Origin of the sequence: Ekhidna sp. (assembly GCF_965247405.1) — a bacterium.
Taxonomy (GTDB): domain Bacteria; phylum Bacteroidota; class Bacteroidia; order Cytophagales; family Cyclobacteriaceae; genus Ekhidna.
Genome location: NZ_OZ252014.1, coordinates 1042741 through 1063918 on the forward strand (window position 1 = coordinate 1042741; position 21178 = coordinate 1063918).

Genomic DNA, 21178 nt, shown 5'->3' on the forward strand with positions numbered 1-21178 from the left:
AATATGGGGTGTTGTTAATTGGCTGCCAAAACTAAAAAAACTCCTTCGCTATTCGGTGAATGGCGTCTGATTTTCCCATGCTGTAGAAATGGATTACGGGTACACCATATTCAATAAGCTCTCTGCATTGTTGTATGCCCCATTCAATCCCTAATTCCTTCACCGCAGCATTGTCTTTACATTTAGTGATTTTCTGTTCCAGCTCATCAGGCAGATCAATTTTGAAAATATTAGGAAGAATTGTCAGGTGCTTTTTTACCGCTACTGGCTTAATACCCGGAATGATGGGAACATTGATTCCTATAGCACGGCAATCCTCTACAAACTTGAAATAAGCTTTATTATCAAAAAACATTTGCGTGACCACATATTCAGCTCCTAGCTCCACTTTTTTCTTCAACCACTTTAGATCAAAATTCATATTAGGCGCTTCGAAGTGCTTCTCCGGATAACCGGCTACTCCAATGCAAAAATTGGACGGTATCGCATTCTGTAGTTCATCATCGAGGTATTCCCCTTTGTTCATTGCGGCAATCTGTCCTACTAAGTCGGAAGCATACGCATTTCCGTCAGGTTCAGGTTTGAATTCACGTTCCGATTTGATATTATCTCCACGCAATGCCAACACATTATCTATGCCTAGGAAATTCAGATCAATCAACGCATTTTCAGTTTCCTCTTTTGAGAAGCCTCCGCATATGATGTGGGGGATTGCATCGATTTGATAATGGTTTTGTATAGCGGCACAAATACCTACCGTACCGGGCCTCTTCTTGATGCTTCGCTTCTCTAGCAGTCCATTTCCTCGCTCTTTGTACACATACTCCTCTCGGTGGTAGGTCACGTCTATGAAAGGTGGATTGAACTCCATCAAAGGATCAATTTGATCAAATAGATTTTTAATGCTATCTCCCTTTTTTGGGGGAATGATCTCCAATGAAAAAAGTGTTTTATCTGCGTTTGCTATATGTTCGGTTACTTTCATTTACTTATAATTCAAATTCGGCGCTAGCCATTTTTCAACCTCCTCTACTTTCGTTTGTTTGCGATTGGAATAATCTTCCACTTGATCCTTCCCAATCTTTCCGAGCCCAAAGTATTTAGAGTCTGGATGTGAGAAATAAAAACCACTAACCGCAGCAGCAGGATACATGGCGAAAGATTCAGTAAGAGTGATCCCAGTATTTTTCTCCACTTCCATTAAATCAAATAGTGTTCTTTTTTCTGTGTGATCCGGACAGGCCGGATATCCGGGAGCCGGTCGGATTCCCTGGTATTTTTCTTTAATCAAATCTTCGTTGGACCACTTTTCATCCGCGGCATATCCCCACAGTTCCTTCCTTACCTTCTCATGCATGAGCTCTGCAAACGCCTCAGCTAATCGATCAGTAAGTGCTTTAGCCATAATTTCCTTATAGTCGTCATGCTCTGCTTTATACATTTTAATTAGCTTCTCAAGACCAATTCCTGCAGTCACAGCAAAACCACCCATGAAATCATTTCCTTTCGGATTAATAAAATCTACCAATGAGAGGTTAGGTACACCAGAGGCTTTTTTACCTTGTTGGCGTAGAAAATGAAAAGAATGTTGATGACCTATGACCGTCACATCATCTCCCTCTCTGGCTACTTCGAATAATCCGACCACCGCATTGGCCTGAAGTAGCTTATCAGAAATGATTTCGTCCAGCATTTCCTGAGCATCTTTGAACAGCTTTTTCGCTTCGTCTCCTACCGTAGGATTTTCCAAAATGGCAGGATATTTCCCCTTCAGCATCCAGGTAGAAAAGAAAGGTGTCCAGTCGATATACTTTCGGATTTCCGAAAGATTATAATCTTCAAAAACAGTAATACCTGATTGGTTTGGTTTGGCGATCGAGTGACTTGACCAGTTGATAACTAATCCATTTTCACGAGCTTGATTATATGGAATGTAGTCTTTGGCTTTTGTTCTGGAAGCATGTCCGGCAGCCAACTCTTCATATTCGGATTTTATCAACTTGCTATAATCCGCTGCTTTATCACTCAGGAGATTGGTAGAAACGCCAACACTTTTTGAGGCGTCCAACACATGCACAACCGTTTGATCATACTTTGGAGCAATTTTTACAGCTGTATGTATTCGTGAAGTTGTAGCTCCGCCAATTAATAGAGGAGTTTTCATTTTTCGGCGACTCATCTCTTCTGCCACATTCACCATCTCATCCAATGATGGGGTGATCAACCCACTAAGGCCAATGATGTCTGCTCCTATTTCTTCTGCCCGGTCCAGGATTTTATCCACCGGCACCATCACTCCCATATCTTCGATATCGAAGTTGTTGCATGCCATCACCACTCCTACAATATTCTTCCCAATATCATGTACATCTCCTTTCACTGTTGCCAGTAATATCTTGCCTTTCGTATTACCGGATGCTTTTTCCTTTTCCAGAAATGGTGTCAGATAGGCCACCGACTTTTTCATCACCCTGGCACTTTTTACCACCTGAGGTAAAAACATTTTCCCGCTACCAAACAGGTCTCCCACTACGTTCATGCCATCCATTAATGGCCCCTCGATTACTTTGAGTGGACTTTGATATTTCAGGCGAGCCTCTTCTGTATCTTCCTCAATAAAATCTATGATCCCTTTCACTAACGCATGCGACAATCTGTCTTCCACGGTTGCCTCTCTCCAACTGAGGTCTTCTACCTTTTTCTTGCCATCTCCTTTCACATTCTCAGCAAAGGCAAGCAAGCGTTCAGTCGCATCATCTCTTCTATTGAGTAGTACATCTTCCACATGCTCGAGCAGATCTTTGGGTATTTCATCATATACCTCAATCATGCCGGCATTGACAATGCCCATGTCCATGCCAGCCTTTATCCCATGATACAGAAAAGCAGAATGCATGGCCTCTCGCACCACATTATTGCCTCGAAATGAAAACGAAACATTACTGACCCCACCACTTACCTTAGCTCCGGTAAGGTTCCCCTTAATCCAATCTGTGGCTCTGAAGAAGTCTACCGCATTATTGTTATGTTCAGCTATTCCAGTCGCAACAGGAAAAATATTTGGATCGAAAATGATGTCCTGTGGTGGGTAGTGTACCTGATCAACTAAAATCCGGTAGCTTCTCTCACATATTTCAATTCTCCTCTCAAAGGTATCTGCCTGTCCTTTCTCATCAAATGCCATCACAATGACAGCTGCGCCGTATCGTTTCACTTTTTTAGCTTGATCAATGAACTCTTCCTCGCCTCCTTTTAAGCTGATTGAATTGACAACACCCTTCCCCTGAATGCATTTCAGTCCCGCTTCAATGATCTCCCATTTTGAAGAATCGATCATGATTGGGATTCTTGCAATTTCTGGTTCAGAGGCGATTAGGTTTAGGAATTTGACCATGGCCTTTTTACCATCAAGCATTCCCTCATCCATGTTCACATCCAGGATCTGTGCACCTCCCCTTACCTGATCCAATGCAACTTCAAGTGCAACATCATACTTGTCTTCTGCTATCAAACGAGCAAACCGTTTAGACCCGGTCACATTTGTACGTTCACCAACGTTCACGAAGTTGGTGTGTTTGGTAATTTTGAGTGGCTCCAGACCAGATAGAATCAATGGCTTCATTACTTGAGTCAACGGCTGTCCGTCGACTGTCGACTGATTTGCTGTTGACTCACTCATCGTAATTCCTTTCTGTACCACTTGCGAATAACTGTTGACTATGGACTAATTGCCGTGGACTGTAGCCTTGCGCAAGCTTGGCTATCGCTGCTACATGCTCCGGTGTAGTGCCACAGCATCCACCAATGATATTTACCAACCCTTCGTCCAGGAACTCCTTTATTTGACCTGCCATCATCTCAGGCGTTTCATCGTATTGTCCAAATTCATTGGGTAGTCCAGCGTTCGGGTGGGCACTTACAAAAAAATCAGACTTATCCGCAAGCACTTTCAAGTACGGTCTGAGCTGAGCTGCTCCTAGTGCACAATTCAATCCTACGCTCATCAAATCCATGTGCTGGACGGAGATTAAAAAAGCTTCAGTTGTTTGTCCGGAAAGTGTACGCCCGGATGCATCCGTTATAGTTCCAGATACCATAACAGGGATGTCAAGACTTCTTTCTTCTTTAATTTCATCTATTGCAAAAAGTGCTGCTTTCGCATTGAGTGTATCAAAAACAGTCTCCACCAAAAGCATATCTACCCCACCGTCCAACAATGCCTCAGCTTGCTGCTTATAAGCTACTCGCAACTCTTCAAAAGTGATGGCTCTAAAGCCAGGGTCATTAACATCAGGAGAAAGAGAGGCTGTACGGTTTGTAGGACCCATAGAGCCAGCCACAAATCTCGGTTTATACGGTTCATTTTCTGTAAATTCCTTTGCTACCTCCTTGGCAATTCTCGCAGATTGAAAGTTTAGTTCATATGCTAAATCCTCAAGTCCGTAATCTGCCTGGGCTATTGTTGTACTTGAAAAAGTATTGGTTTCAGCGATATCTGCTCCGGCTTCAAAGTATTGAGCATGGATCTCCTTAATAATATCCGGGCTGGTAATTGAAAGAAGATCATTATTGCCCTTGAGGGACTTAGGATGATTTTTTAAAGCTTCATTTCTAAAGTCTGCTTCTTCCAGCTTATGCCGCTGAATCATTGTGCCCATGGCTCCATCGAGTACGAGGATTTTCTTTTGTAAAAGCTCTCTAAGTTTTTTCATTCTCCGGTTTAAAGTTTACTTACCAGAGAAAGTTCCGATTGGATTCGACTCATCTCTCCCGCAACTGCAGGATGGGAAGTAGCACCGAAAACCACACGCTGGCGATCAGGTTGCTAAGACGTCATCGGGCCCAGTCCCTCGGTCTTTCTTGATAAGTATTGCAAATATATCAGAATTTAATTCCTCACAAATATTCACGTATTACCTTTAGGCAACTATGAAATTAGCGGCGATAGATATCGGCTCAAATGCGGTGAGACTGCAAATAACCAAAGTAATAGAGTATGAAACCGTGATCACTTTCAAGAAGCTCGAGTATGTACGATTTCCTCTCCGATTAGGTCACGATGTATTCTCCGAGGGACGTATTAGTGAGTTCAATGAGGAGCGATTTTTTAAGCTGATGACCGCCTATAAAAATCTAATCGACTTGTATGAAGTAAATGGTTATTTCGGATGCGCCACCTCCGCAATGCGTGAGTCTGAAAATGGCAGAGAAATAGTAGATAAAGTCAAAGAAAAGTTAGATCTGGATATTGAAATCATTTCAGGAGAGCAAGAAGCTGAGATGATAAATAAAGTCATATTGCAAGGACTGGATGATGGACATTACATCCACATTGACGTTGGGGGCGGTAGTACTGAGCTGAACATTTATGAAAAGCATGAGAAAGTCTTTGCTCATTCTTTTAAGATTGGTTCTGTGCGAACTTTAGAAGGAAGGGATACTCCTGAAGCATGGGAGGAAATGAGACGATGGGTCTCTCAACATGCCTTTAAGAAAGGAGAGAAAATCACTGCGGTAGGAACAGGGGGCAACATCAACAAACTTTTTGAGCTCTCAAATCCCGAAAAAAAGACACGTAAAATGTCGCTGAATACTTTAATGCGTACCCAGGACGTTCTGAAGAACCTTTCTCTTGATGATCGTCTAAATAAACTTCAGCTAAACCCGGATCGAGCAGATGTAATCATACCTGCATCAGATATTTATGTGGCTGTCATGCAAGCAGCAAAAGCCAAAAGTATCATTGTTCCCGATGTGGGATTAAAAGATGGTATCAACTACCATCTTTACCAAACCCACCATCCTGAAAGCGATAAGGTTTTTGTTAGGAATTGACCTAGCCTACTTCATCACTTTCCTCTGATTCATCCTGCCTGTTTTTTTCACTATGAATCAAAAATCCGAAAAACACCAGGGAAAATATGGCAGCTAGTAAAAGTATTACTCTGGGCATAATGTTGTTTTACTATTAGACGTATTGCCTTGAAAAGGTCACAAAAAAAGGAGGCATTTATACCCCCTCTTTTTTCACTCATCGTCCAACTTCAATCGGTGTTATTTTAAGAGTTTTTGAACATTCTCCGCTCTGGTTCTGGCAGGCACATGTCCAAGCTCTATCGCTTTCTTATAATAAGCCAAAGACTGCTCAAGTGTTTGTTTTCTCTTCTTTGGAGCAAACTCAATTTTTTCTGCCATAAGCTCCAGTCCTTCCCCCTTGGCATACATTGTCTCAGCTTCTGTCAAGCTTAATTTCTCAGCCAATTCTGTAACTCGCTCCTCTGAGTCAATCAGTGTGCTTTCGTTAAATTCTAATGCAACCTGTGTTTCAATTAATTGCTCTTTTGTAAGTGTAAGATCATCTGTCAGCCTGACGTTTTTCACTTTATACTCCTCTACGCTTAATTGGAGAATGGCAATCTGACCTTCCTGATCACTTATTTGTTTCTTTAGCCTTTTTACCTGTGAAGCGTAAGCGCTTCTGGTTTTTTCAAGCTCTGCAATCGTCCATTCTGCTTTTCGAGTGTATTCATCCAGGCTTTTCATCCGCTGAATGTAATCCTGCTCATCCAGCCCGGTCTCTAAATCCACGGTGATCATCTTTCTGTTGGCATCAATTGAATCAAGATATAATCCTACCTGATTTAACAAAGCCACCGTATACTGGTGCTCATTCACTACCTGCTGTAGTGAGTCAATCTTGCTCAGTTCTTCTGTCTGAGTCTCTTGTTGTGTTTTGCTACACCCAGCTATCACCAGCAAGGAAATAGCTATCAATTTTAATTTCATTTTTCTAATATCAATTAGTAATCGGTAGGAAGAAGTGAACCGGCAACACGAGGAATTTCTTTCGAAGTTGCCGGTGTTTATCACCTACCTAATCACATATTTATGACGATAACCCCTTAAAAGGTCACATACTTTTTAAGGAAATTTTTATGACTCATCAGCGATTAATTCATCAATCGCTTTCAACAACACCGCAGACCTGTCCTTCGCTGAATTTCTATCTGGTTCTTCTTTAATATCATTCAATAATGCGTGGATTCTTTGATACCACTGGAGATCGGATTCGTCCTCTTTTTGCTCACAGTGCTGGTTTTTGTGTAGGGCAATTAGTTCCAGACACTCATCAATTAATATCGTTTTATCTATTTTCATTGGATTGTTTCTAATTGTTTTTCCAATGTCTTTTCTAACGTAGACTGCAATGCAGAAACGAATTTTTCACCTTGTTGGGTATCTGCCCATTTTTGGTTGATTTCTATTTCTACTCCCATATAGCCCTGGCTTGGAAATTTTTCTCGCAAATAGGTGGTAAAGCCATCATCAGCCCCTTTATATGGTACGTTTGTGAGGACATCAAAATCTGGCAGTTCCTCTTTCAGCTTTCTGAACCAACTGATGCATAAGTCATTTTCAAGTGCACGATTCTCATCAAAAAGCAATGCCACATCTATTTTTCGTTCCACCCCTTCCCATACAGGTGTGAATGTATGCATGGAAATATGAAGCACTGGTTTTTTTAACAATTGCTGACGGATATAACTCTCAACCGCGTTCCTGTAGTGGTAGTAGTATTTCTGCAATACCATGTTTTTTTCAGCTGATTTTAGTGGGCTTGCAAACTCCGAAAATACCTGTGGGTTATTAACACTACGATTACAATCCACTAATAACCGACTAATGTGGGTTTCAAATAATTTTATCCTTAGTCCATCTGAAAGCTGCTTTGCAAATGCGTGGGCACCCAAATCGATACCTCTGTGGGTAGACAATACTTGCTTGTCATGAAAGAGGTGTTCATATGGCTTGGGGATTTGATTTCCCGCATGCTCACAGGTTATAAAGGTATGGACGTGTCGCATGGCTCAAAGATTTTATTCTCCTCCAGGTTCTGACTGAGCTCCTGATAGATCAATTTTAAGTTCTCCCTGGTATATTGACCATTGGTTACATTCAGGATTCGTTTGGCTAGTGATCCGTGTTCAAAAATTTGATTGAGTGGGTTCACCCAATGTTTCATTCTCTCTGGATAATGCTTCAAACTCAAATCCGAAAAATGCTTCCAGATTTCTATGACAGAAACTTTCTCTTGATCCATTCCCAGTGCTTTCAAATAGTTTTTATCATCAATGATTGCATCACTACTTTTTTTTATGCACTTTTTAAGAAGCGCGTAAAGCGGCTCTACCTCCACCTCATGCTGTACATGATAATCCGTTAGTTTACCCTCAACAAAAAGTCTGATTGTGTGGATGATCAATGCAAGAATAGCCAGGTCGGCTTTTGGGCTTTCCTGTATATCTACAATTCTAATCTCGATAGACCCTCTGTCAAATCGAGCAATGATTCCCCGGGAATTAACCCAAACCGGATCCAATATATTCTCCGGATCATAAGGCTTTATCTGTTTAGCAATGCGCTCATAGATCTGCTTTTGATATTGATGCCGAGAGGTGACCCCCTCTGGAACCACCTTCCCGGTAATACTATCAAACCTCCTCTGATTGTTTTTGTAGTAGACCATTCTGCGGTCATGATAGTCGGTATAAACACCACCAAGAATTGGCGAACTGGCAGTTAGGCCAGGGATAATAGGGAGAATTAACCTGGCAGCTGTATGAAGCTTGGCGAACTCCTCATCATCATAAAAAGGTAAATTCAAATGGGTGCTTTGCAGGTTGGACCAACCATGTCCCTGGCAATCAAATAGCTGGTTATATTTTTCATATATCTCAGAATTTCCATGTGGCCACAGGAATGTTTCCTTTTTAGGATCCATCCATGGGTGCGCTGCTGTTGGCATGAGCCGAGCATTGAACTTTTTTAGGCGTTCATTTACCTCTATGATGTTCTGATGAAGATCATACTCGAGTTGAATCAGATCAGGAGTTGGAGAGCTGCATTTGAGCTCCAAAACATGAAGCACTAGTTCATTAGACCAGCTGACCGAGCCATTATCGTATTCCTCTCCATAATTTCCCAAGGCCTCTTTTAAAAGCTCATCAGAGATAGGTTTTACATCGAGGGTATCCCTATCTACTATCATGTATTCTAATTCTATCCCAAACCCTTGGAACAGGTGTAATCTTTTACTCATAACTAATTCGATTGAACGATTTTCATTAGATGGTTCATGATTTTAATGTATAGATCCATCTTATCCACCTCATCTTCTATTCCTGATTCAATACTTGGATTGTCATTAATCTCTACGATGTAGAATTTTCCGCCTACTTCTTTTACATCCACTCCATACAATCCGTGTCCTATGAGCTTGGTGGCCTTCAGTGTAATGGAAATTAGGTTCTTTGGCGCCATATGAACGGGGATCGTTTCGCTATCGCCCAGTCGGTCTTTATTTGTAGATTTCCAGTCAATAATCTGCCAGTGATTTTTTGCCATGTAATATTTACACACATAGATCACCTCCCCACCAAGAACACCCACCCTCCAATCGAAGGTAGTGGGCATAAATTCCTGTGCTATCATCAGGTCTGTATGCTGAAAAAACTCCTTTAACAGAGAGTTTTGCTCTGCTTTATCTTTTACTTTTTTAACCCCTTTTGAAAATGCCCCATCCGGTTGCTTTAATACGTATGGAAATTCCATTTTTAACTCTGCATGATTGTTTTTTTGAATGATCACAGATTTTGGGGTGGGAATATTATTGGCAGCCAAAAGCTCATTTAGATACACTTTATTGGTACATTTCAATATGGAGTTTGGATCATCGATCACTGCCAATCCTTCATACTCTGCCCTGCGAGCAAATCGGAAGGTATGGTGATTTACATTGGTTGTCTCCCGGATAAAAAGTGCATCAAACTGGGTGAGCTTGCCATAATCTGCTCGTGTGATAAATTCTGTGCTAAATCCTACCCTATCTGCAGCCTTTACAAATTTCTGTAAGGCTTTCGCATCTGAAGGAGGGTTTGGATCATCCGGGTTTACCAAAATAGCCAGGTCGTATTTTTTTCGCTGATAATTTTTACGAACGATTTTCTTCCCTTCTAAAAATAGTGTCAATGCATTAGTAAGTGCTTCTTTTTCCTGATCATCCAAGTCCTTTGTATTAACTGGTTTGAGTGAGTGAAGCTGCCACTTGTCTTTTTTCGAGAAAATGGCTTTTAGTATTGGCATCTGAAACAGGTTAAAAAGCAACTGACTCACCTTTGTCAGTGAGGGGTGAGAGCTTGAGCCAAAATAAATATTGAATTCAAGCTTGCTCTCTGTTCTCAACTCCTCTAGCTCATCCTGAATCAACTGATCAAAATCCTGCGCATCCTCACGTGCAAGATTGGGCAACTTAAAATCCATTAAAGTTGAGGTAACTGGCAGTGACTTGTGTCCCCTGGCCTCTGCCAACAATGAGATGTAATAGCCCTCTGACTGATACTGATAACTCTTACACAGGTTAATTACCTTAATGCTTTTTTGCCGCGCATATTCCTCGCTGTTAATATAGGCTGACGGGCTTACAAGCTGAACTCCCTCTACATTAATTTTCCAATTTTCAGGGTTCTCAGTTATAATTAATCGCTGCATATCAGGGCTCGATTATTAAAAGATTGGCATCATAGGTTACAATTCCCAGCAGGATCGCATTGACTACTCGCTGGGTATCTACTGCATAGTATTGATTAGTATCACTGATCGGGTTGGGGTCTAAAGGGTCAGCAATCAATACTTTATCATTGATCTCATCATAGTCACACAAAACCACGAAGTGACCACTCGGTTCTCCTTTAGTATCGTGATAAATATTGATGTCTCCGATTTCTCTGGCGCTTTGATACAGATATGTAGCACTTAATCCCGTAAGAATTGGTGTGCGCTTCTTCAAAAAACCTTTTATTAAATCTGGAGTCAATTCCTCGAAAAACATCTTCCCACCAGACTGCAGGTATTTCAAATACGCTTTTGTTGCCTGCTTTAACTTGTTCGACTTTTTGTGTCGTGATTGCTCTTTCAGTTTTTCAACAATATCAACCTCCTGCTGAAACCAGGTTGGGTCAAATACATGTAGGTTGTAGGTATATATCTTGGTTTGATATCCGCGAGCCAGGGCGTGATTGGCCAGCATTACCGCAAGCGTTCCTCCCCCATTTACCTGTGTTACTTCATCAATGACCTTATTAAGATCCAATTGATCTCCATAATAGTTGTACACTGCATGCAAGCAGGTAGGTCCGCAACTCACATCTGTAGGTTGAGGTAAAATTTTGATGTATTTTCTTTCGTCTTGCAAAAGCATCCGTAGCATTCTTTTCTATCTTGGACGCTGTATTTGCAATAAGTCACATACTTTTTATGAGTAATCCTGCTGAGAAATTGAGTGATGAAGAGCTTGTTCTTCGAATGAAAAGTGGTGATCATCGTTACTTTTCAGTTTTTGTAGAGCGATACGAAAAGTACATTTTCAGTAAGTGTCACTCATATGTGAAAGACAAGGATGCTGCAGCAGATCTGACCCAGGAGGTATTAATAAAGGTTTTTACTCAGCTAGCTAAATTTCGGGAAGAAGCGAAATTGACTACCTGGCTTTACAGTATCATCTATCATATCTGCATTGATTACTTAAGATCAAAAAAGAAAAGTACCCATGAGGTGATCTCCGAAAAGCTGGCCGATGAAGTCTTTGAGCTGGTTGATCATGACGAAGAAATACCCGAAGAAAAAACCATAGAAATATTGGAAAATCTGCTGGAGCAGATGACACCTGAAGGGAAAATGATTTTACTTCTCAAATACAAGGAGAAGCACTCCATTCAGGATATACAGCGATCGCTCGGACTTTCAGAAAGCGCAGTTAAAATGCGACTAAAAAGGGCCAAAGAGACCATCAACAAACTGTACGGAGAGCAACTCAAAATGAAATAGTGCACGTGTGACTTTTCAACTATTTCTCGTCAGAACGATAAGGAATAGATAAAATGAAATCAAAGACCCCTTATTATGATCAAATCCAATTGCTCATCAATGAGATGGATATTGTGTTAGCCAATCTGCAATCTGAAAGTGTGCGGAACAATCCTAGACTGAGAGATGAGTCAATGAAACGGATCAATGAGATTCAGAAGCAGATTCATGAATTAAAAATCAAACGGATTGCTTCGGATATGAATTTAGGTGTGATATCGAGGTGATCTAAATATCATTCTTTGACAAAGGAAATAACAACCCCCTAGCCCCCCTTTATTAAAGGGGAATTAGTTCGAGGTGACGTTGGTGATCAAATTACCTTGGAGAGCAAGGTATCAATCACCTCAATCACAATCAAAATGATAATGATCCATTCCAGGCGACTGCTTTCTCTGTGGTTGTTGTATGAAAGGTATACATCCAGATTGTCTCCCACGATTTGCAAAGTGGTTTCTAATGCCTTGTATCTTGAAGCCAGCTCAAAATGCTTCACCAGCTGTTTGTGCAGCTGATCCAAAAACTCATTCTCCCAGGCTACATCGGGACTATCCATAATGTAAAGGTGTTGTGCAATAGTATTTTTCGCAGACAGAGTTGTTCCAATAAACTGCAAAGCCTTGCGCTTGCTGAGGAGAACCCTCCCTTTCCTTCGCATCAGGTCAGTATGAGTATTGATGCTACTTAAAATTTGCTCACCCAGAATAGAGTAATGATCAATGGCCACTGTTTGGGCCAGGTTCATCATCACCATTTTATTCACATTGTGATCAAACTGACCAATTTTTATCTCATTGAATCCAATCAGTATCTGCTTTTCGTCCGTATACTCCACTTTCAGATCATCCTCAACCGGGGAATGCTTTGCATGGCTGCTATAGGTAATTATACGATTTATCTCCCACTGCATGTCTCCTTGCTTCATATTGGAAAAGACCACCACGCCATAGTTTAAAATGAACATGAATTGATCTTCTGCTAGCAGATAGTATAGTTCTGAGGAACTTGCTGAAATAATCTTGTTTGGGTATTCTTTCCGATAAGAAGCCAAGTCGATTTTATCTGCCACGAGATAGGCTGAGTAGGTATAGGATCTTCCTGCCATATATATGTATGATATAGCTTATGACGATAGAGTGGGAAAAAGTCACATGGCATAGTGAACCAAGACTTATTTGTTCGGAGGGGTATTACTCCTCAAAAATCTCAAAAGGAAAATCACTGAGTTCTTTAAAATCCTCGCCCGAAAGTTTCATTAAACTCGAGGACATGCGCCAACTCCATTTTATGTTTACTTTTTTCCCTTTTTGATGTTTTTCATTCAGCAGGTTTATGATTTTGAAGAGGTACTTGAGAGATGCCTTATCAAAAAAATCCAGACCGAAATAGGCGGTCAGTCTATCGTTTTCTTCTAGGTGGGTCTCGATAAATGATAGCATTTCTTCGTAGTGGGAAGCACGTTCATATCCAACAGACCAGCCTTTCAGCATACATATACCATGTTGCTCATTGATCTCGAGATCCAATGACCTTTCAACTACCATAAAATTCCTTTTCTCTATTCGGTTAATCAGCGGTAAATCTAATTTTATCAAATGATAATATTTAATCTAAAGGTTGAAATGTCTATATAATTAGACGAACTGACATCAATGTTAATTTTATCAAATGATAATGTTTCTAATCTTGAAGTTTAAACACAAAAAGGCAGCCCCCTGGGGGCTGCCATGACAAAACCACCTTAGTCTTGCCTTCCTTAGTTATCCATTATTACCTATGAACTATTTTTTAACGATTCGCTTAACGAATTTTCCTGATTCAGTCTTCACTTCCATCATATAGATTCCTGGTATCAATTCACTGAGATCTAATTCTACTTCCTGATTCGGAGTAATCTCCTTACGAACAATTGTGGTCACTCCAGTTAAGTTAAAAATTCTGATATCGAACGTTTCTGCATTATTATCAGGCATCCTTACTCTGATAGAAGATGTCGTTGGGTTTGGATAAGCTTCGAATTGAATCTCATCGCCTAACCCTGAAATAACCTCTACAGTAAGATCAACTGACCACTCGCTACTCGCTCCCAGCTCATCTGTTACCACAAAGTCAATAACTGCTGAACCTGCTGCTTTTGGAAGTACCAAAAACTTACCCTCTGAAGAATATACATCTGCTACTTCCGAGTCATTACTACTCACCGAAAATGTAAACTCATCATTGTCCGGATCGCTAAATAAATCAGTTATTTCATATTCATATGTTTCCCCGACCATCACGTTATCAATTCCTGAACCGATATACTGAGGAGCTCTGTTTGTATGAAGTACCTGAACCGAAAGCGAGACTTCCCTTTCAGCATCATATTCATCAGTGGCAATAAAAGAATATGTGTAGCTTCCTTCATCACCAAAATCAGGAGCTAACTCAATGGTTAGCTCACCCCCTTCAAGTGCATAAGTGACTCCATTGTATTCGTCTACAGAATCAACATCAAAATCATGACCTTCCATATCCTCCACCTCAAGAATAACTGTTTCAGTCTCATTTTCTGAAACCACCACCATTTCCGGAACTTCTGAGAAATACGGTGCATCATTCATATGTAGTGTGACAGGGACAGACACTGCTGGATTGTTACTATCGTTTGTTGTAATCACAACGTTAGCAACCTGATCCCCTCTTTTCGCATAGCCACCTTCAATGGATATGTTTATCGTGCCTTCCTCACCTACAGCTAACGTTCCTGAAGTTTCCCCTGAAATGGTCAACCATGATGAATTTCCAGCTTCCTCTTCTGCTGCGAACATCAACCATCCATTTGTCGCAAAACCATCCACTGTTTGAATGTCATACCAAACGCCTTCACTGTAATAGTAGTATCTGTTTGGTACAGTTTCAGAATTAGTGATCGTACCTTGGGGATATTCTACGCCGAGTGGTAAAGTCACCACCACATAGAAATCTTCATTAGGGTAAACAGCCTCAGATTCATTCAGCTCAATCTGATACCAATCACCAACTTCATCGTCACCAGAAGCTGTAAAATTTAACGTACCAGCTGTTAATAAAACAGCATCCGAAATAGAAGATCCACCTGCAAGTACCTCTACCTCAATCGATCCTTCTGTCAAAGCCTCCGCTCTAAACCATGTCTCAACATGTGAAATATTAAACCCGTCTTCTCCTGCATTGTATTTAGTTGCTACAGAGAATGGAGCGGCTCCCCCCGTTCCAACATATGTGTCAGGAGTGGTGCTTTCCGTGTGAGAAATAGTGCGATTATATCCAGTATTTGTGGCTGTACTTCTTCCTCTCTTGCTCGATTTAGCAGCGATTGAAGAAATATGAACCTGAGAACTGGAAACAGAAGCTGCTCTGCTTCTGGACGCCTGAGAAGAAGAGCGCCCAAAATCAATACTAACTTCATATTCCAGCTCAGATCCACCGTTAAGATTATTTATGGCAATACTTCTATTTGCCGTTTCTGTTTTCTCGTTCATCACCACATCGATAGGGTCAGTTACAGCTTCGAATACCGGAGGCTCGAAACCAGTTCCGTTCATGGTCACGGTTCTTTCCCCAAGACTTGTTGTTAGAACAAGATCATCTGTGAAATCACCAGCTGCTGCAGGACCAAATACTGCACGAGCTTCCAGGCTTTCATTAGGATTAAGTGTGAACACAGGCGTCTCAAACGCCCATGGTGAATACAGTTCAGTTATGTCTGCCCAGCGCAATTCCGGACCGAACCATCCATCTACCCAGGTGTAAATTTGAAGACTAAAGCCTTGAGTTCCATCCAGCATGTTTATCCAGCTGATGTCAAGAGGTGCGGAACCATCATTGGAAATATTTATATCCATGTAATTCTGCACCGGAGATCCCCATTCGAATGCAAGTACCTTTTCTCCGAAATCAACTGTTTCATCAGTTACCAAAACAGCCTCACCAGTTACTGTTAACTCTACCGGTTTCTCCAGTGATTCCGAAGAAGGTACGTTGGTCTCTATCATCAAAGACTCGTTGTATGTGCCACCATAAATATTTTGCGCATCCAAGAGAATGTCTGCACTCATGGTAGAGCCAGGGTCAATCTCATAAGTATTGGTAGGAGTCAGCACGAACGCTAAACCATCTCCATGATCAAGGCTATTCTGATTGGAAATACCTATTCCGTTACTTCCATTTTCCTGAATTCCTACAGCTGTGAATTGTGATGTAAGATCGCTCCCAAACTCCTCTACCTTGTATTGGAATTTCATAGTTCCATTGTCATACATGATCACCTGTGCTGATATCGGATCACCCATTCCTCCAAAGTTGTTCACCAAATAACTCCAGGTGATGATGATCTTTTCATCAAAGAACTCATAAAAGATTCCTACTTCTTCCTCTGGGAACGTGTAGGTATCAAACCCACCAAACGTCCAGTATGGCATAATATAAGTTCCGTCATAATTTGCTGTTGGAAGGGGATCATTGAAGAACATTACATCCGGATCTTCCTCCAAAGAGATAACTCCATTCTCACCCACCTTGATATCGGTATACTCCTCACCATATACTGTAATAGGGAATGGTAAAGTCAGATCCTTCCAGAAATCATTTGGATCAAAAATATCATTTGCAAAAGGCAATTTGCTCCCTGTCTCTCTGATATCAATCCACTGATAAACAGAGCCATCGTTGAATTTCTCGTATGTATAAGACACGTTTACCGGTGCTTGCTCCGTCTGGAAAGTCAACCATTGATTGCCTGAAGGAGTTACTTCCAAAGGAGCTAGTCCTGTGTTTTCAATGGTAATAGGATGCGTGCTAGTCTCTCCATAAGCCAGTGTATGAGTTAAAGTAGACAGATCCACATTGATCGCCGGTGGGTCAATCACATTTCCTGCAAGGTCTATGGTATTGCTAGATCCATCCCCATAGTTGATAGTTATTAGGTCAGCTAGTGGTGTAACAGAGCTGGTTGGGATCTGTACTTCATACTTTTCGTACAATCCCGGGCGAATCGATACCGGATGATTTCCTGTCAATACAAATAAATCATTGTCCAGAACGATACTGCTAATATCCACATCGGCAGTTCCTGTGTTTTTGATCGTGAATGGTACAATCTCTTCGGCCCCCTGAAATACATTTCCAAAATCTATACTCTCAGTGGAAACCACCGGAACGGCAGTTCCACCGGAAGTGATATTCAGCTCTACCAATGCACTTGTTTGAGCATTCTCCGGATCATTACTGATGAAATTGATGTAACGATTTGTTGTTCCTTCCACAAGTGTCTCTGTGGCAAGTTCCACATCTACGATGGCAGATGCTCCCGGTGAAAGAATTCCTGAACCATTGGTTACTGCTGTTATGATATTAGGTCCCGGATAGTCGAATCCGAGTGCTAATCCATCATACAATTCAACATTCGTCTCATAGTTCTGGACTTGGATACCATCCGTCTTATTTATGCTTTCAATGAGGATATTTAAATATCGCTGAGACCAGGAATCGAATCCCATTTCGTCATAATAGAACCGAATGTTTCCATCGGTAAACAGTACCATCTGGGCTGTGATATTTCCAGAATACCCGTCTGTTACATTATCCCACTGTACAATGACACGATCAGCCTCTACCAGATAATAAATAGCCCCCTGAGCTGACAGGTCAATGAACGTACCTAAAGGGGAAATGTAACCTCCCGGAGAATAGGTGTTGTTTAGCGAAGGGGTATTTACCGGACGTACACTATTGTCAAATGTGGTAAATCCTTTTTGAGCTACGTATAGTGTATTCATTGACTGTCCGTAGTAAGGAAAGTCGAATCCCATGTCAATAGAAGCGTAAGCTCCATCGTCTCTTAATGGATCGGTAATATCTATACCCGTACCAGATATATCATAGAAATCATACGTGATTGGATTGGAATCCTCCACATAGCTGGTTCGTCTTTCGTATCCATAGCTATGATATTCCGTAGGCCAGTCATCACTGATTCCCTGCTCGTCATACCCTGGAATAAAATATTTAAGTGGGTATTCACCGGTATTTTCAACAGTTATCTGAGCGTTTACTATATCACCAATCGTAAGATCATCAACGGACTGACTTTCAGGTGTTAGCGTTAGCTCAGAAGTGGCTGCTCCTACCCCAAACAAGGACACCTGATAAGTTTGCTCTCCATTTGAAATTTCAAGGATACCGTTAGCATTTCCCGGTCCTTCAGGAGCAAACTTTACTTTCAGCACTGCTTCTTCTCTCGCTTTAATTTGCCATGGCGAGTTGCCATCAATAGTAAATTGTGGATTATCAATATTGAATGTAGGACTATTGAAATTCCCGTACCCAACATTGTCTAATGCCAACTCAAGCGTCTTTTCTGCCCCTACAAATACACTACCATAATCAGCAATATCAATGTGGTTGATGTCTGGTGTATGCCCGCTTACAGTGAGGTTTACCGGTATTCTAAATTCCTGATTGGCTGCATCATTAGATGCCAATACCAGGTTTGCACTGTAAGATCCATTGACTAGTGCAGCTCCATCGGCAGTTAATGTAGTAGTGGTTTCACCAAAGCCTTCTACATCTCCTGAACCAGGATTCAAGGACAAATACGTGCCAAGATGCGGGTTGTAGCTATCGGCTGAGATAGCCCACGCAAAATCTTTGCTGTTAACCATGTCTTCTAATGGTGCCCAGGTACCACCCATATCAAAAGACATGTAGCAATAAGTGGAATATGCAGGGTCATTTTCATAACCAATTCCTAGTGGAAACAGGTTGCCGGCAGGCACATGAAACGCCAGCCAGAAAGTCTCCCCTTCCTCAAAATAGAGCTGCTCTTCCAGGGTAATGTATGCCCAGCTTTCATTCGCACTCCAGTTGCTATGCTCTTGCGCATAAACCAGGTTTTCTTTTGTAGGCTCACTTCCTTTGTATACTTCCATTACCACAGACCCCAGTTCAGGATCATGCTTTAGGTACATACGGGCCTGAGTCAGATTAAATCCTGAAGTTTCACTCACATAGAATTTTGCTGCCGCAGAGTTGGTTAGCTCCAGGTCAGTTTCTCCAATGATATTGGTTGCATATGCTGCATATGATTTCTCAATTGAAGTATATGCTGTGGCCACCGGCTCATTACTGCGCAGCTTATCCTGGTTATCATGAGCCTCTGTCTTACTCACCCGAATCTCACCATTCGACTTACTCTTGGTGACGACTGGATAATTTATGCCAGACGTACTGTAAGCCAGCGATGTGTTCTTATGGCGCATGAAATGATCCCATCTCAATACACCTGCTGCTTCGTTTAGAATGGTTATTTCATGATCTGTTGTTGAGGCTACAGATGCATCGATGGATAATGTGATAGACTCACTTCCTTCATCTACGGCAATGGATGGCCCTTCGTTAGTAGTTCCTGAGACTTGATTGGAAAGAACTGAAGTATTTCCCCATCGGTCAGTTGCAGTGAGAACAAAGTGATACGTGGTAAGACCTAATAGATTGGACAACTCATAAGAAAAAGTATTACCAGCTGTATGTTCGTTAGAAATGACTGTCTTAGTTGCATGAACCAGATTGTTTGCAGTGATTGGTTCTGTATGATGATACAATTCAAATGTATATGGCTGATCATCATCTTCGTCGGATGGAACCGTCCAAACCAGTGTAGCAAACTCCTGCGCCAGACCTGTCACTTCAAGATCGGTGATTTGTTCAGGAGCTATTTCTCCATCATTTTGAATAGAAAGGAATGCATCAATGGCACCCGTTCCAAGTTTACCCAGGTAGGATTCATTCACGCCATAAACATCAGTTGTTCCTGTCATCAGCTTATTCCACAACTCGTCATTGGTTAGCTGGTGGGTGCGATTTGCCAATGCCAGGGCTGCAATACCAGACACATGCGGACAAGCCATCGATGTACCATCCAGATAGGCGTATCCTCCATCAGGTATCGTGCTCAATACACCGCTGGTTCCACCCAGCATTACATCCCCTCCCGGTGCTGAAAGTTCAATCCAGTCTCCATAGTTTGAGTAAGAAGCCTTTTTACCGTCAGGACCAATTGAAGCCACTGCCATGGTATTTGGGAAGTATCCCGGATACCATTCACCATCATGGTTGCTGTTTCCTGCTGCAAAAATCACAATCCCGCCTTTCATCGGGCTGCCTTCGAAATCACCGGCTTCTTCAACGAAGTAATCAATCGCATCCAGCACTGACTGATCTACATAACCCGGGGAAGAATATCCCCAACTGTTTTGAGAGATTACTGCTCCATTGTTTGCGGCATAGACATATGACTTTTCAATGGCAGCTCCACCAAGTATCTGAAGAGACATCACTTTCACACCGTTTCCGCTACCATCTCCTCCGGCTACACCTGATACACCAATGCCGTTGTTATTGACAGCTGCAATTGTACCCGCTACGTGTGTACCGTGATACTGCGGATCAACCGCTCCTTTATTTTTCTCAAAATTGTATCCATTGATGTCATCGATGTATCCATTCCCGTCATCATCTACATTTGGTTCTCCGTTTGCCTCTGCTTCATTCACCCAAACATTGGCCGCCAGATCTTCATGTTCCACATCCATTCCCTGATCATGAATGGCTACCACAATATCACTTGATCCTGTCGTTTCCGCCCAGGCTTCATATAGATTCACATCTGCACCTTCGTAACCAGACTGGCCGGTATTGTTGTAGTGCCACTGATCTGGTAAGAGTGGATCATTGAATGGATGACTTGATTGAGTTGTGGCTTGCGGAGTATACTCCCTTGTCTGATATGGGATCAATATCTTTTCATGCTCCACTTCCGCAACGGCTATGTCATTGAGATTTGCATATTCTACGACCGCCTGATTTGGATCCAGGTCTTCGTTTATTTCAATCACATACCACAGGTGCAACCCGTGTTTGATGAGTTTGTGCTCATTTTTAGAGTCGTAAGGAAACAATCGATACATATTTGTTGCACTTGTTTTTTGAGCTACTGCATCGAATGACTTCATTCCGGTTTTGAGCACCCCGCTACTTTTTGTGCTCACTTCCATCTGACTAAGGGAAGTAGATAATGTAGGCACAAACTTCACTTTGATCAATCCCTTCTTTGCCCCGTCCTGATATGTCTGTGAAGACCCCATCAGCGCAAACAAAGTGAATGCTATCATGAATAGCATTCGACTGAATCTGTTAGGTAAAAATTCTTTCATAAGGCTGTTAGTTAGTTATAGAT

At 41.7% G+C, this 21178-nt stretch carries 15 protein-coding genes and 1 riboswitch; of the genes, 3 read left to right on the top strand and 12 right to left on the bottom strand.

Features of this window, described 5'->3' with window-relative positions:
- Positions 1 to 31: 31 nt before the first annotated feature.
- From metF to ACP14Y_RS04585, 3 genes are read right to left on the bottom strand one after another with little or no spacing between them, the layout of a single operon-like run.
- Positions 32 to 985, bottom strand: a complete 954-nt coding sequence (metF, locus tag ACP14Y_RS04575) for a methylenetetrahydrofolate reductase [NAD(P)H] (RefSeq protein ID WP_424961791.1) — start codon at positions 983 to 985, stop codon at positions 32 to 34.
- Positions 986 to 3622 (bottom strand): methionine synthase, encoded by a 2637-nt coding sequence (gene metH / locus ACP14Y_RS04580; protein ID WP_424964421.1) that lies wholly within the window; start codon positions 3620 to 3622, stop codon positions 986 to 988.
- 49 nt (positions 3623 to 3671) lie between these two features.
- The gene (locus ACP14Y_RS04585) at positions 3672 to 4712 is read right to left on the bottom strand and encodes a homocysteine S-methyltransferase family protein (protein WP_424961792.1); all 1041 of its coding nucleotides are present in this window, start codon (positions 4710 to 4712) and stop codon (positions 3672 to 3674) included.
- A gap of 46 nt (positions 4713 to 4758) precedes the next feature.
- A riboswitch (SAM riboswitch) is annotated at positions 4759 to 4870 on the bottom strand.
- A gap of 59 nt (positions 4871 to 4929) precedes the next feature.
- On the opposite strand from ACP14Y_RS04585, the gene ACP14Y_RS04590 reads away from it, so the two are divergent.
- Positions 4930 to 5835, top strand: a complete 906-nt coding sequence (locus tag ACP14Y_RS04590; protein ID WP_424961793.1) for a Ppx/GppA phosphatase family protein — start codon at positions 4930 to 4932, stop codon at positions 5833 to 5835.
- Between the two features lie 219 nt (positions 5836 to 6054).
- Here ACP14Y_RS04590 and ACP14Y_RS04595 read toward each other — a convergent pair whose 3' ends face one another.
- The 6 genes from ACP14Y_RS04595 to ACP14Y_RS04620 form a co-directional block, all read right to left on the bottom strand.
- Complete coding sequence (locus tag ACP14Y_RS04595) at positions 6055 to 6786, bottom strand: hypothetical protein (protein ID WP_424961794.1); 732 nt, start codon at positions 6784 to 6786, stop codon at positions 6055 to 6057.
- A 147-nt stretch (positions 6787 to 6933) separates the two neighbouring features.
- Positions 6934 to 7158: a hypothetical protein gene (locus ACP14Y_RS04600; protein WP_424961795.1), complete on the bottom strand. Its 225-nt coding sequence runs from the start codon at positions 7156 to 7158 to the stop codon at positions 6934 to 6936.
- Positions 7155 to 7865 carry an N-formylglutamate amidohydrolase gene (locus ACP14Y_RS04605; protein WP_424961796.1) on the bottom strand — a complete coding sequence of 237 codons (711 nt, stop codon included), beginning with the start codon at positions 7863 to 7865 and terminating at the stop codon, positions 7155 to 7157. Before ACP14Y_RS04605 ends, ACP14Y_RS04600 begins: the two co-directional genes overlap by 4 nt.
- Positions 7841 to 9100, bottom strand: coding sequence for a carboxylate-amine ligase (locus ACP14Y_RS04610; RefSeq protein ID WP_424961797.1), 1260 nt, complete (start codon positions 9098 to 9100; stop codon positions 7841 to 7843). Before ACP14Y_RS04610 ends, ACP14Y_RS04605 begins: the two co-directional genes overlap by 25 nt.
- A 2-nt stretch (positions 9101 to 9102) precedes the next feature.
- Complete coding sequence (locus tag ACP14Y_RS04615) at positions 9103 to 10548, bottom strand: RimK family protein (protein WP_424961798.1); 1446 nt, start codon at positions 10546 to 10548, stop codon at positions 9103 to 9105.
- 1 nt (position 10549) lies between these two features.
- Positions 10550 to 11266 carry a C39 family peptidase gene (locus ACP14Y_RS04620; RefSeq protein WP_424961799.1) on the bottom strand — a complete coding sequence of 239 codons (717 nt, stop codon included), beginning with the start codon at positions 11264 to 11266 and terminating at the stop codon, positions 10550 to 10552.
- A gap of 47 nt (positions 11267 to 11313) precedes the next feature.
- Here ACP14Y_RS04620 and ACP14Y_RS04625 point away from each other — a divergent pair, with 47 nt between their 5' ends.
- Together ACP14Y_RS04625 and ACP14Y_RS04630 are read left to right on the top strand one after the other, a co-directional pair.
- The gene (locus ACP14Y_RS04625; RefSeq protein WP_424961800.1) at positions 11314 to 11883 is read left to right on the top strand and encodes an RNA polymerase sigma factor; all 570 of its coding nucleotides are present in this window, start codon (positions 11314 to 11316) and stop codon (positions 11881 to 11883) included.
- 53 nt (positions 11884 to 11936) lie between these two features.
- Positions 11937 to 12149 carry a hypothetical protein gene (locus ACP14Y_RS04630; RefSeq protein WP_424961801.1) on the top strand — a complete coding sequence of 71 codons (213 nt, stop codon included), beginning with the start codon at positions 11937 to 11939 and terminating at the stop codon, positions 12147 to 12149.
- Between the two features lie 86 nt (positions 12150 to 12235).
- Here the strand turns inward: ACP14Y_RS04630 and ACP14Y_RS04635 are convergent, their stop codons facing one another.
- From ACP14Y_RS04635 to ACP14Y_RS04645, 3 genes are all read right to left on the bottom strand, one after another.
- On the bottom strand, positions 12236 to 13027 hold the full coding sequence (locus ACP14Y_RS04635; protein WP_424961802.1) for an RMD1 family protein: 792 nt from the start codon (positions 13025 to 13027) through the stop codon (positions 12236 to 12238).
- An 85-nt stretch (positions 13028 to 13112) separates the two neighbouring features.
- Positions 13113 to 13517, bottom strand: coding sequence for a SiaC family regulatory phosphoprotein (locus ACP14Y_RS04640; RefSeq protein ID WP_424961803.1), 405 nt, complete (start codon positions 13515 to 13517; stop codon positions 13113 to 13115).
- A 186-nt stretch (positions 13518 to 13703) separates the two neighbouring features.
- Positions 13704 to 21155 carry a S8 family serine peptidase gene (locus ACP14Y_RS04645; RefSeq protein WP_424961804.1) on the bottom strand — a complete coding sequence of 2484 codons (7452 nt, stop codon included), beginning with the start codon at positions 21153 to 21155 and terminating at the stop codon, positions 13704 to 13706.
- Positions 21156 to 21178 lie beyond the last annotated feature (23 nt).

Excerpts from the sequence above, each read along its gene's own strand:
- metF (WP_424961791.1), bottom strand. The coding sequence starts at position 985 with ATGAAAGTAACCGAACATATAGCAAACGCAGATAAAACACTTTTTTCA.
- metH (WP_424964421.1), bottom strand. The coding sequence starts at position 3,622 with ATGAAGCCATTGATTCTATCTGGTCTGGAGCCACTCAAAATTACCAAA.
- ACP14Y_RS04585 (WP_424961792.1), bottom strand. The coding sequence starts at position 4,712 with ATGAAAAAACTTAGAGAGCTTTTACAAAAGAAAATCCTCGTACTCGAT.
- ACP14Y_RS04590 (WP_424961793.1), top strand. The coding sequence starts at position 4,930 with ATGAAATTAGCGGCGATAGATATCGGCTCAAATGCGGTGAGACTGCAA.
- ACP14Y_RS04595 (WP_424961794.1), bottom strand. The coding sequence starts at position 6,786 with ATGAAATTAAAATTGATAGCTATTTCCTTGCTGGTGATAGCTGGGTGT.
- ACP14Y_RS04600 (WP_424961795.1), bottom strand. The coding sequence starts at position 7,158 with ATGAAAATAGATAAAACGATATTAATTGATGAGTGTCTGGAACTAATT.
- ACP14Y_RS04605 (WP_424961796.1), bottom strand. The coding sequence starts at position 7,865 with ATGCGACACGTCCATACCTTTATAACCTGTGAGCATGCGGGAAATCAA.
- ACP14Y_RS04610 (WP_424961797.1), bottom strand. The coding sequence starts at position 9,100 with ATGAGTAAAAGATTACACCTGTTCCAAGGGTTTGGGATAGAATTAGAA.
- ACP14Y_RS04615 (WP_424961798.1), bottom strand. The coding sequence starts at position 10,548 with ATGCAGCGATTAATTATAACTGAGAACCCTGAAAATTGGAAAATTAAT.
- ACP14Y_RS04620 (WP_424961799.1), bottom strand. The coding sequence starts at position 11,266 with ATGCTACGGATGCTTTTGCAAGACGAAAGAAAATACATCAAAATTTTA.
- ACP14Y_RS04625 (WP_424961800.1), top strand. The coding sequence starts at position 11,314 with ATGAGTAATCCTGCTGAGAAATTGAGTGATGAAGAGCTTGTTCTTCGA.
- ACP14Y_RS04630 (WP_424961801.1), top strand. The coding sequence starts at position 11,937 with ATGAAATCAAAGACCCCTTATTATGATCAAATCCAATTGCTCATCAAT.
- ACP14Y_RS04635 (WP_424961802.1), bottom strand. The coding sequence starts at position 13,027 with ATGGCAGGAAGATCCTATACCTACTCAGCCTATCTCGTGGCAGATAAA.
- ACP14Y_RS04645 (WP_424961804.1), bottom strand. The coding sequence starts at position 21,155 with ATGAAAGAATTTTTACCTAACAGATTCAGTCGAATGCTATTCATGATA.